10 protein-coding genes are annotated in these 11,965 nt (G+C 59.4%); 8 read left to right on the top strand and 2 right to left on the bottom strand.

Features of this window, described 5'->3' with window-relative positions; genetic code table 11:
- Nucleotides 1–29 precede the first annotated feature (29 nt).
- The 8 genes from mnmE (at nucleotide 30) to CD351_RS02030 (ending at nucleotide 10,325) form a co-directional block, all read left to right on the top strand.
- A complete protein-coding gene (mnmE, locus tag CD351_RS02065) occupies nucleotides 30–1,316 on the top strand; it encodes a tRNA uridine-5-carboxymethylaminomethyl(34) synthesis GTPase MnmE (protein WP_111991078.1) in 1,287 nt (428 codons plus the stop codon).
- A 61-nt stretch (nucleotides 1,317–1,377) separates the two neighbouring features.
- On the top strand, nucleotides 1,378–3,231 hold the full coding sequence (mnmG, locus tag CD351_RS02060; protein ID WP_111991077.1) for a tRNA uridine-5-carboxymethylaminomethyl(34) synthesis enzyme MnmG: 1,854 nt from the start codon (nucleotides 1,378–1,380) through the stop codon (nucleotides 3,229–3,231).
- Nucleotides 3,228–3,869: a 16S rRNA (guanine(527)-N(7))-methyltransferase RsmG gene (gene rsmG, locus CD351_RS02055; RefSeq protein WP_111991076.1), complete on the top strand. Its 642-nt coding sequence runs from the start codon at nucleotides 3,228–3,230 to the stop codon at nucleotides 3,867–3,869. The genes mnmG and rsmG overlap by 4 nt, the downstream gene beginning before the upstream one ends.
- A 62-nt stretch (nucleotides 3,870–3,931) precedes the next feature.
- Complete coding sequence (locus CD351_RS02050; RefSeq protein WP_111993544.1) at nucleotides 3,932–4,708, top strand: ParA family protein; 777 nt, start codon at nucleotides 3,932–3,934, stop codon at nucleotides 4,706–4,708.
- Nucleotides 4,705–5,685: a ParB/RepB/Spo0J family partition protein gene (locus tag CD351_RS02045; protein ID WP_111991075.1), complete on the top strand. Its 981-nt coding sequence runs from the start codon at nucleotides 4,705–4,707 to the stop codon at nucleotides 5,683–5,685. Before CD351_RS02050 ends, CD351_RS02045 begins: the two co-directional genes overlap by 4 nt.
- Nucleotides 5,686–5,929: 244 nt before the next feature.
- Entirely contained in the window at nucleotides 5,930–6,469 is a 540-nt protein-coding gene (locus CD351_RS02040) for a DUF4402 domain-containing protein (RefSeq protein ID WP_111991074.1), read from the top strand.
- 208 nt (nucleotides 6,470–6,677) lie between these two features.
- Nucleotides 6,678–7,514, top strand: a complete 837-nt coding sequence (locus CD351_RS02035) for a molecular chaperone (RefSeq protein ID WP_111991073.1) — start codon at nucleotides 6,678–6,680, stop codon at nucleotides 7,512–7,514.
- A gap of 30 nt (nucleotides 7,515–7,544) precedes the next feature.
- Nucleotides 7,545–10,325 (top strand): carboxypeptidase-like regulatory domain-containing protein, encoded by a 2,781-nt coding sequence (locus CD351_RS02030; RefSeq protein ID WP_111991072.1) that lies wholly within the window; start codon nucleotides 7,545–7,547, stop codon nucleotides 10,323–10,325.
- A 9-nt stretch (nucleotides 10,326–10,334) separates the two neighbouring features.
- On the opposite strand, the gene CD351_RS02025 is transcribed toward CD351_RS02030, so the two are convergent.
- Entirely contained in the window at nucleotides 10,335–11,258 is a 924-nt protein-coding gene (locus CD351_RS02025; RefSeq protein WP_111991071.1) for a hypothetical protein, read from the bottom strand.
- Nucleotides 11,259–11,400: 142 nt separating this feature from the next.
- Nucleotides 11,401–11,898, bottom strand: coding sequence for a GAF domain-containing protein (locus CD351_RS02020; protein ID WP_111991070.1), 498 nt, complete (start codon nucleotides 11,896–11,898; stop codon nucleotides 11,401–11,403).
- Between the last annotated feature and the right edge of the window lie 67 nt (nucleotides 11,899–11,965).

Here is an 11,965-nt window from a genome sequence, read left to right as displayed (position 1 = left end):
TTTGCCGATAAGTCAGGCGCTGTAATGTGATGAGCAGCGATAATTCGACAATATTCGCGGTATCCAGCGGATTGCCACCCGCTGCTATCGGCGTGATCCGGATCAGCGGCCCATTGGCTGGCGATGCGCTGCGAGCGCTCGCTGGGCGCAGCTTTACGCCTCGTAAGGCGAGCCTTGCCATCCTGCGCAATGCAAGCGGTGCTGTCCTCGATCAGGCACTTGTACTGTGGTTCAAAGGTCCAGCGACAGCGACGGGTGAAGATCTCGCCGAGTTGCATTGCCATGGCGGACGAGCGGTTCTTCGCGCTGTTTGTGCGGCTCTGGAGGCGGTTGATGGGCTTCGCCCTGCTGAAGAGGGCGAGTTCACAAGGCGCGCCTTCGCCAACGGCCGCATCGACCTCGCGGAGGCTGAGGGTCTCGCTGACCTGCTTGAAGCCGAGACCGAACTTCAACGATCATCGGCGGTGGCAAATGTGAGCGGGGCTCTGTCCTCCAAAGTCGATGACTGGCGTGAGCATGTCCTGCGCTTGTCTGCACAGGTTGAAGCTGTGCTCGACTTCTCGGATGAAGATGATGTGTCGGAGCTGCCGGAAGGTTTCACGTGGAACATTGGAGAATTGTCCCAGTCGATTAGTGACTGGCTGGAGAGGCCTCGCTCGGACAAGCTGAAGGATGGATTTCGCGTCGTCTTGGCAGGGCCGCCGAACGCGGGGAAATCAACGTTATTCAATACGTTAATTGAAAGCGAGGCGGCAATCACATCTCCCATTGCCGGCACTACACGTGATGTGATCGAGCGCAGTGTCGCCATAGGAGGCGTTCCGTTTACTTTCGTCGATACTGCGGGACTTCGCGACGACAGCGGCGAAGAAATCGAGGTTCTCGGCATCGAGCGCGCGCGTGCTGAGCTTGCCAAGGCTGACCTCGTCTTGTGGCTAGGCCCTGAGGGGCAGGGGCCAGACAGTGCCTGGGAAATTGATGCTCGCAGCGATGTTGAGGATCGTGTGCGTAAAGGCTCCGCGCGCCATCGTTGTTCGGCTGTGTCCGGACAGGGTATCAAGGAACTCAAGCACGATTTAGTCAGGACGGCTCGCTCTGCCATGCCGCGCCCTGGTGAGGCGGCGCTCAATTCTCGCCAGCACTCTCGACTTTCTGAAGCTTTCGATGCGCTCGAGTCCGCTAAATCGCAATCTGACTTGCTGCTTATCGGAGAGGAGCTGCGCCGTGTTCGTGTCGCCTTTGACAGACTGATCGGACGGGTAACGACTGAGGACATGCTCGATGCCCTGTTCGGCCGGTTCTGCATCGGTAAGTAAGCCGCGATGTTTCACGTGAAACATCTTTGACGATCGGATGGAGAGGTCCTATCTGGCCCTCATGCGAGAATTCGATGTCCTTGTGATCGGCGGCGGACATGCCGGTGTCGAAGCAGCCTGTGCTTCTTCGCGTATGGGTGCACGCACCGGGCTCGTCAGCTTTGATCTCGAAGCGGTTGGCGCGATGAGCTGCAATCCGGCAATTGGTGGCCTTGGCAAGGGTCACCTCGTTCGTGAAGTGGACGCTCTGGACGGCGTTATCGGCGTGGCAGCCGATGCGGGAGCCATCCATTACCGGATGCTCAATCGTTCGAAGGGAAGCGCGGTCTGGGGACCGCGTGTTCAGGCAGACAGGGTGCTGTTCAAGGCGGCGGTCCAGCAAGTCGTCCGCAAGCAACTGAATTTGACTCTGATCGAAGGCGAGGTGGCCGCTCTGTCCTTGAAAGGTGGTGTCGTAGCCGGTCTCGAACTGGCCGATGGCACCGTGCTTGAGGCGCCGCGTGTCATTCTTTGTACGGGCACCTTTCTCGGCGGAATTTTGTTTCGCGGTGAGGAACGTTTTGAGGGTGGGCGAATAGGGGAGAATGCCGCAACTCGACTGGCTGAGCAGCTTCGCTCCGCCGCGTTGCCGATTGCGAGGCTCAAGACCGGCACGCCGCCGCGGTTGGATGGGCGAACCATTGATTGGTCGCGACTTGAAGAGCAGCCTTCAGATAGTGAAGGCTGGACAATGTCGCCGCTCACAAAAGCGCGTGATAACCCTCAGGTTTTCTGCGCTATCACCCGCACAACGCAGGCGGCGCATGATGTAATCCGCAAAAACCTGGACCGATCGCCGCTGTTCTCCGGCGCCATCGATGCAGCCGGGCCGCGATACTGCCCATCGATCGAGGACAAGATTCACCGATTTGGCGACCGCGACGGTCATCAGGTCTTTCTCGAGCCGGAAGGGCTGACGACGCATCTCGTTTATCCGAATGGGATCAGCACGTCGCTTCCTGTGGACGTGCAAAAGGCAATGCTTCGCGCGATGCCCGGCTTGGAAACAGTGGAAATGGCAGTACCCGGCTACGCGGTTGAGTATGATCATATCGATCCGCGCGCATTGACGCCTGATCTGCAAGTGAGGGCAATTCCCGGCCTTTACTGTGCAGGGCAGATCAACGGGACGACCGGCTACGAGGAGGCAGCGGCTCAGGGATTGGTGGCGGGGCTTGCGGCAGCGGCTGCTGTTCTTGGCACCAAGGCGCCAGCGCTAGATCGTGCAAACTCATATATCGCGGTGATGATCGATGACCTCACACTGCAAGGTGTGAGCGAGCCTTATCGCATGCTTACATCGCGGGCAGAATATCGGCTGCGTTTGCGTGCAAACAATGCGACCACGCGTTTGACGCCGCTCGGCATCGAATCAGGCTGCATCGGCGATGAGCGTGCAGACTGGTTTTCGCAGCGTTTCTCGTCGAGACAAGCCGTGAGCGTTGCATTCTCCCGGCGACTTCATGCCCGCGAACTTGCGGATGCTGGGGTAAATGTGCGGCGCGATGGAGGTGAGAAGTCTATCGAGGAATGGTTGCGCCATGATGGGGTAACGATCGATACGCTTCGTCCATGGCTATCCGAGATCTCCGATGTGGATCGGCAAATCCTCGAGGAAATGGCAGAAGACGCGGCCTACGCCCCATATCTTGCACGGCAGGAGGCTGAATTGCGTGATCTGCGTGCAAGCGAAGAACTGCCGCTGGCATGCGATTTTCCCTATGGCGAGGTCCCCGGACTCTCGAACGAGATGGTCGAACGCCTGTCTTCTGCCGCACCGACCACTCTGGCCGCCGCGGGTAGGGTGCCTGGAATAACCCCCGCAGCGCTGTCAGCACTTCTGGTTCACGCTCGTCGCTGGCAACGCGCGGCGTGAGCGAGCGTCGGCGGATTGCGGGTGAGGCAGATGCGCGCGCCTATGCTGAAAGCTGGGCCAGCGAGCAAGCTGTCCAACAACTTCGGCAATATGCGGAACTGTTAGTCGCTGAAAATCAAAGACAAAATCTTGTCAGCAAGCCGAGTGAGTCACAACTCTGGGAACGACACATTGCGGACAGTGCTCAACTGCTGGAGCATGTTCCACGTGAAACATACGCTCAAGGAGCGCCCGGACCATGGCTTGATCTCGGAACAGGTCCTGGCCTGCCCGGAATGGTTATCGCGATCCTGTGTCCGGGAATCGAAGTGGTTCTTGTAGAGTCGCGAGCCCGGCGAGTTGAATTTCTCAACGCTTGCGTCACGAACCTGGGTCTCAAAAACTGCAAGATCGAGGGACAACGTCTGGAGCGTGTCAGTCCATTCAGAAGTTGGGTCATTTCGGCACGCGCTTTTGCGCCGCTGGAGAAACTCATCGCGTTATCCGCACCCTTCTCCACAAAGCAGACCCGCTACCTCTTGCCCAAGGGGCGGTCTGCGGAGCACGAATTGTCTCAAGCCAAACCCGCGATTCGGAAGATGTTTCACGTGAAACACTCATTGACCGACGATGAGGCTGGCATCATCGTGAGCAAATGAGCTCCGAAACGGCTGATTGTGACGAAACCGCCCGACAAGACGGGCAGATTGGGAAGCGCTCTATGCTAACTATCGCGATTGCAAACCAGAAGGGCGGGGTGGGTAAAACCACGACCGCCATTAACATGGCAACGGCAATGGCAGCGACGGGGTGGCGCACCTTGCTGATCGATCTCGATCCCCAAGGCAATGCATCAACCGGACTGGGCGTGGGCGCGGATGCTCGGGATGTTTCGAGCTATGATCTCTTGGTGGACGAGGTGCCACTCGTGGAAGCCATAGTGCCCACCAGCATACCGGGTCTCGATCTCGTTCCCGCGACGGTCGACCTGAGCGGCGCGGAAGTCGAGTTGGTCTCAGTCGAAGAGCGCACTGCGAAGCTGCGTGCCGCGCTTCACAATCATGGCGGTCACGATGTTTGCTTCATCGATTGCCCGCCTTCGCTCGGTCTTTTGACCCTAAATGCCCTGTGCGCTGCCGACACGTTGATGGTCCCGCTACAGTGCGAATTCTTTGCGCTTGAGGGGCTGAGTCAGCTTCTCAAGACCGTGGAGCAAGTTCAACAACGCTTCAATCCGTCGCTCGATATCATCGGCGTGGTTCTCACCATGTACGACCGACGTAACCGCCTGACCGACCAGGTTTCAGAAGATGTGCGCGATTGCCTTGGTCGATTGGTGTTCGAAACGGTAATTCCGCGAAACGTGCGACTATCCGAGGCACCAAGCCACGGTCTTCCCGCGCTCGTCTACGACCATTCCTGTGCCGGCAGCCGCGCATATATTGCGCTCGCACGCGAATTGATCGGGCGTTTCCCTCCTGAAAGGAAGGCTGCATGAGCAAGTCAACAGATCCAATCCGTTTTTCGGTGCCGCAACGCAGCCCCGCCGACCGCAAGAAGAAACTCGGCAAGGGCTTGGGGGCGCTAATGGGTGAAACCAAGCGGGAAGAACCGCTGGTCCGAAGCGATGCGGAGATAGCAGCAACGCGGGGCGGAGCGGATGAAGGAACCGCAGACTCGCCGTTGAAGATGCTGCCGATCGCAAGAATTGAGCCTCTGCCGGGCAATCCGCGCAAACATTTCGATGAGGCAGCACTCGACGAGCTGGCCGCATCTATCTCCACCCGGGGCGTCATTCAGCCGATCATCGTGCGTCCCAAAGGTGCAGGACGATACCAGCTTGTTGCCGGCGAGAGACGCTGGCGTGCTGCGCAGAAGGCTCGACTGCACGAGATACCGGCGCTTGTAAGGGATTTGTCCGAGCGTGAGGTAATGGCGCTTGCTCTGATCGAAAACCTGCAGCGCGAAGACCTCAATCCGGTTGAAGAAGCGCGCGCTTATCAGCGGCTTAGCGAAGATGAGGGCATGACTCAGGCGGAAATCGCCAAAATGGTCGAGAAATCGCGCAGCCATGTTGCGAACCTCCAACGGCTCCTGAGTTTGCCAGAGGTCGTGCTGGACCTGGTCGAGAATGGCCGCCTCTCCATGGGTCATGCGCGTGCCCTTATCGGCCAGGACGACGCGGCCGGCCTCGCCAACAAGGCGGTCAATGACAATCTGTCGGTGCGCGAGATTGAGAAGCTTGTTCGCAATGTCGCCAAGGGTGTTAAGCTTGGTGCAGCCAGTGCGAGTCCGCCCACCGTCCATGAGAATGCCGACATCGTTGCCGTCCAGCGTCATCTCGAGGAGTTTCTCGGGCTAAGTGTGCGGATCAAGGCGGATTCTGACCCGAAATCCGGCGCGATTTCGATTCGGTATGGTTCGCTTGATCAGCTGGACATGCTTTGTCAGCGCCTTACGGGCGGCGATATTTAATCCCTTTTTCCAACTGGTAAGTCTGCCAGAAATCCCGGAAAACCGAGGGTTTCTGGCTGCTCTTCGTCAATTCTTGCCCACCCATTAACCTTTTCCGAAAAGGAAAGGGGAACTGGGTAATCCTACTTAGGTGGTGCGAGCGGGACGACCAACCCGTTCGGCAGGCATGATTCGGGTGAGGCGATTCGCGTTGCTCATCTGACATGCGTGCATCGGGAATAGACCACGCTTGGAAGGACCAAAAATGACCAAGACCATTCGTTTCGGCGCAGCTGGCATTGCCATGTTCGCTGCTCTGGGCATGGGGACCGCGGCCCACGCAGACACCGCGACCGCAGACGCCACCGCAGAAGTGCTTGATGCACTCATTCTCAACAACGACGCCGCGCTCGACTTTGGAACCATGGTTGTGACCGGCGCCGGCACAGTCACGATCGAAAGTGACGGTTCGGTGGATTGCACCGCAGCCGACATCGTCTGTTCGGGCACCACCAGCGTTGCGGGCTTCTCGGTTGAAGGTACGGCGAACAAGTCCGTCACCATCAACCTGCCGACCGCAGGTGTTGAGCTGCGTCACCCTGATCACACGCTCGCAACCGCTGCAGAGCACACCATTGAGCTCAACGGATTTACGTCGAGTGAGAATGGTGCAAATGGCCCCGAAGTCGCCCTCAACGGCACCGGTGATGCGACCTTTGATGTTGGTGGCACCATCAACCTCGACGGCAGCGAAGCAGCCGGCGTATTCTCGGGTACGTTCACCGTCTCGGTCGAATACTCGTAAGCCTCACACGCTGCGCTTTTGAGCGCAGAGAGTGAAAACAGTTCGAGCCGCGTTCTCCCCTCGGAGAGCGCGGCTCTGCTGCTTTTGCGGGGGGCCGAGTTAGGTCCGGTTTAAGCCTTCTTAACCCTAATCAGTTACCACAATGCGTGAAAGTACGCGGGTCCTCGAGCTTAGTGCGCTGGTCCCCGCATCAGGGAGTCAATCATAGATGTCATTCAAAACACTTCGGAAATTGGCAAAATGCGGCGCGGCGGCCATTGCGCTATCGACGATTGCAGTCGCTTCGCCAAGCCAGGCGCAGGGCGACCTTCTTGTCGCACCGACGCGCGTCATTCTTGATGGTTCGCGCGGCACCGAAGTCATTCTGAGCAACATCGGAACCGAAGAGGCGACATACCGCATCGGCCTCGAACTGCGGCGGATGCTCGACAATGGCCGTCTTGAGCCAGTGGAGAAAACTGACGCGAATTCGGCCGAAGAGGCTGCGCTGGGCATGATCCGATATGCCCCTCGTAGAATCACGCTTCCGCCGGGTCAGCCGCAGGCCGTGCGCCTCGCGGCTCGTCCAGGGGCCGATCTGCCCGATGGCGAATACCGCGTGCACATGTCCTTCAAAGCAATCCCGCGCACTCAGGCGGTGACTGACGAAGCGCAGCCGAGCGATGGTGTCTCGATCCAACTCATTCCCATCTACGGCGTGACCATTCCCATCATCGTGCGGCATGGCCGGGTCGAGGCACAGGTTGCACTGTCTCAGCCGACGATCACTGACGGCCCAGACGGACCCGAATTGACGCTCATGATCAACCGTGCTGGAAAAAGCTCGACCTATGGCGTCCTGCAGATAGTCAAGCCGGGGATGGAGGAGCCGCTCCTCGACTTGCGCGGACTTGCCGTTTATCCCGAGGTGAACGAGCGCGAAGTCCGTGTGCGCTTGACACCCGAACAGGCAGCAAACTTTCGCGGTCAGTTGCGCATCGAATACCGCGAAATGCCGAATGCTGGCGGCGGACTGATTGCCGCCATTGACAGCTTCATAGGCTAGGGCTCCGCGAACGAGCCTGAAGAGCTAGTCATGTTTTCGCTGCGCCAAAGAACCCTGAGCGCCGCCGCGACATTCGCGGTGGCGCTTGGTGCGTTTTCGCATGCAGCGCCCATATCGGCCCAAGAACAGGCTGGTTCTTCCCCATCCGCCGCTGCAGCCGCAGGTTGGCAGGCGACCGATGACGACTTCCTCTTCCTCCAGCTCGTCGTCAAAAACTACAGGCTGAATTACGACGTTCGCGGCTATCAAACCGACCGCGGCGTGTGCCTGGATCTCGCAGATGTCATTCAGTCGCTCGATCTCCCTATCCGGATCGACAAGGAGTCGCGCCGCGCAACTGGCTGGCTGTTCGCGGAGAACCAGACATTCACCCTCGACAGAGAATCCGGCACGGTACAAAACGTGAACACGGGATCCGCTCCGGTCTCTTCCGACATCTATGACACACCTGAGGGCTGGTGCGTCGATACAGGCGCGTTGTCCCGATGGTTTGGGATCGAATTTCGTCCAGACCTTTTCAATGCGATTGTCAGACTTGAGACAGACGAAGAACTGCCATTCATGCAGGCTATCAAGCGAAGAAGTCGCGCCGCGCGACTTCGTGCGCGACCTGCGACTTTCGATCTGTCGCAATATCCCAACGCTAAAATGGAATATCGGCCCTGGAGAACACCCTCGGTCGATGTGGTCGCACAGGCTGGACTCCGAGCAGGCGAGGGCGGCCGCAATGGGGTCGAGGGCCGGGTTGAATTCTACGCCGCCGGCGAAGCGCTGGGAGCGAGCTACTTTGCCCGCGTGGCAACCGACGATCAGCTAAATCCACAGGCTGTTCGCGTCCGCGCATATCGAAACGATCCTGAAGGTGGGCTCCTGGGCCCGCTTGGCGCTACGCAGGTCGCTGCGGGCGATGTTGAGACGATTCCAGGTCGACTGACCGGTCAAACCGCTGTCGGGCGGGGTGCATTCATCAGCAACCGTCCTTTGGGTCAGGTTTCCCGCTTCTCTGCCACCACCTTGCGCGGAACTTTGCCAGCGGGATGGGACGCGGAGCTATACCGCAATGGACAGCTGATCGCATTTCAGGACGATCGCGGTGATGGCCGCTACGAGTTCATCGAGGTTGAGCTGTTCTTTGGCCGAAACGACCTTGAGGTCGTGCTGTACGGCCCTCAGGGGCAGATTAGGCGCGATCGGACTTCGGTTCCGGTAGGTTTCAACCAGATCGAGCCCGGCGAAACCTATTACTGGGCCGGAATCTTGCAGACCAACCGGGATCTCATCGATCTGGGAACGGGCATTCGTGACGGCCCTCAAGCCTGGCGCTGGGGAATGGGGGTCGAAAGAGGCCTTGACGAGAGAACCAGCGCCGCCCTCGGCATTCAGAGCCTGTTCGTCGATGGCGCACGCCGCAGATTTGCGGAGGGCGCTGTCGCGCGCACTTTTGGCGCTATGCAGCTTGAGCTTGCTGCTGCGCACGAATTCGGGGCGGGTTCCGCCCTCGAAACCAATGCGCTTGGGCGAATTGGGAGCAATTTCAATTTCGGAGCGAACGCGTTGGTGGCGTTTGGGGACTTCACCAGCGAATTTACCGAGGGCGAACTCGATTATCGGGGCGGCTTCAATTTCTCGACCTCACTGGCACTGGGCAAGATCGTCTTCCCCGTACAGGCGGAGGTCAGTCACTCGGCGCTAAAAGACGGGTCAGAGGTTAACGAATTCCTAATGACGACTTCGGTCACTGCGGGGCGCTTCGCCGTATCGGCGCAACTAAGCCACCAGCAGCGCACTCAGGGCGACCTTACGCCCGCTCAGAACGAGACACGGGTAAGGTTGCTTGCCAACGCGCGGTTCAAGGACTTCCGCCTGCGCGGTAACGCGACGTTCCTCACCGGCGGGCGCGAACAGGGGCTTGAGAGCGTGACCGTGCGCGCGGACATGGACATCGGGGAAGATGCCGACCTGCAGGGCCAGATCGATTATACCACGCGGGTCGACGAGTTCCGCCTTACGGGCGGCTACACCCACAGTTTCGACGAGTTTTCGCTCAGAGGCGACGCCTTCGTCACGTCGCGCGGCGGAATGGGAGCGTCCGTCCAACTCGCATTCAGTTTGGGACCCGATCCTGTGACGGGCGGTGTGCGTGTCACAGGCAGCAAATTGGCCCGTAGCGGTCAGGCGGCTGTAACGGTGTTCAGAGACGATAACGGCAATGCGCGCCGGGATCCGGGAGAGGACGTTCTGCCCGATGTGATGGTTGAAGCGGGTCTGCGCAGTACGGATGCGATCACTGGCGAAAACGGCCGAGCGATCGTCGACGACTTGCGACCTTTCCGTCCGGTTCTGGTGGGCATCGACACCTCGTCGCTGGAAGACCCGTTCCTGGCACCGTCCGAGAAGGGCATAGTCCTGACGCCGCGCCCCGGAGTGGTCGCCCAGATCGAGCTCGCAGTCTCACCCACGGGTGAGGTCGAAGGGACCATTCGCAGTTCGTCTGGGGTCGAGCAGCCGGGCGTCCGACTGGAGCTTGTCGACAATCGCGGCGCGGTCATCGGACAGGCGATCAGCGAGTTCGACGGATTCTTCCTGTTTCAGCGAGTGCCTTACGGCCAGTACCGCCTGCGGGTGGGCGAAGACACTGCGAGGACTCTCGGCGTGAGGCGCGAAGTGAACCTGAATGACGGTCGCTCGCAATTTACGCTGAACCGCGACGAAGATGTAGTTCGCTACGGAACAGTGAACCTCATTCCCCAGGACAGAAACGACAAGGCGCCCGATACCGGCCCCGTTATCGCGGCAGTAAAGCCGGAATAGTCAGCGTCTTCAGTTGCCCTTGATGTAGCGCGGAGGGTTGGGCCGTGGGACCGGACGAGGTTGCGGGGCGGGAGCCGGGATTGTTCGCGCTGCGCCAGGAATGACTTCTTCGCGCACCGTCTCACGCACGATCACGCGTTGCTGCTGCTCGTACCGGACCGGAACATAGACGATCTGCTGTGGTGGCGCGTAGCTGTATTGATACGCTGGCGCATACCCATATCCGTATCCATATGGCGCTGGCGGCGCATAAGCGGGATAGGCTGGCGCAGGAGCGGGAATCGTCCGATAGGCGTAGCGAGGTCCGATGTTGCCGTGCTGGGAAAGGTAGCTGTCGAGAGCGGCTTCACAATCGTAGTCACCCCGATCGTTGCGTCCGCCACCAATCAGGCTTCCCAACAAAACGCCTCCAATGCCGCCTGCGCCCGCGCCTATGAGGGTGCCGGCGAGCCTGTCTGCGTCAGCGACGCGGTTCCCTATGATCCCGCCAGCAATCGCACCCAGAAGTCCGCCGATGATTCCGCCCTTTTCCCGATCATCGCGTCCGTTCGTGCGCCGCTCACATTCGGCGATCCACTGATCACGCTCAAAAACGCTCGCTGGAGGGGCGTATCCGTAGGAGTTACCAGAAGCAGGGATCGCGCGATAGGCATACCGATCATCCGCACGGTACTGCTCGTATTCTGTTGAATAAGGCGCTGTACTCTCGATCCGTCTCGTTCGGGTGATCGTCTCAATGCCATCCGCATCAACGGTCGTTTCGGTAAGATCGGTGATGGTAGGCGCGGTTCGATATTCGGCAGGCAGTGCGTCGACCTCGGCAACGCTCATCGGTGCCGGCTCTGCAATCTGAGCCTGCGCAGTCACAGGCAGCGCGAACCCTGCCATCGCAACGCCAGCTAGTGCCAGACCTGAGAACGCTTTGATTGTCATAACTAAACCCCCGAAAACTGGGCGTGCGACTCGCGGTGGCGCGGCGCACGACGCGTGATTAGTAGAGGGTTTACCATTGGCTAACCAAGTGAACCGGCAGCATTGTCTCGATTCGGGGCGATCTCGTGAGCGAGAATAACGCCTAAATCCGATCGGCGAGCAATTCGGCGAGCTTTTCCAACCCAGTCGCATCTTCCTCGCTGAATCGCGCGGGGGAAGGGCTGTCGAGATCGATCACTGCGATGACCTTGCCGTCACGCACCACCGGGACCACCACCTCAGAGCGGCTGGCGGCATCGCAGGCAATGTGGCCGGGAAAGGCATGGACATCTTCGACGAGCTGGGTTGCAGCCATTTCAGCAGCAGCGCCGCAAACGCCGCGCCCGATAGGTATGCGAATACAGGCAGGACGTCCGACAAATGGACCGAGGATCAGCTCTTCACCCCCAGACTTGCTCTCGCCCACGCGATAGAAGCCTGCCCAGTTGAGGTCGCCCACAAACTCCCAGATCAGCGCCGCCGCATTCGCCATATTAGCAACAGCATCGGGCTCGTCCGAGGTCAGGGCATCGGCCGCGTCAACGAGTTGGCGATAGCGTTCAGCGATATCGAGCGATGGATCGGGTTTGAAATCGAACATGGTTCTTCCTGAAGTGCGCCAAGCCCGGGGAAATGGAGGCGCAGAACTATCGGGTTGTCGGCAGCGA

The sequence above is a fragment of the Erythrobacter sp. KY5 genome (assembly GCF_003264115.1).
Taxonomy (GTDB): domain Bacteria; phylum Pseudomonadota; class Alphaproteobacteria; order Sphingomonadales; family Sphingomonadaceae; genus Erythrobacter.
The sequence above is the reverse complement of the archived record's forward strand: the minus strand, read 5'-3'. Positions and strand labels throughout refer to the sequence as shown.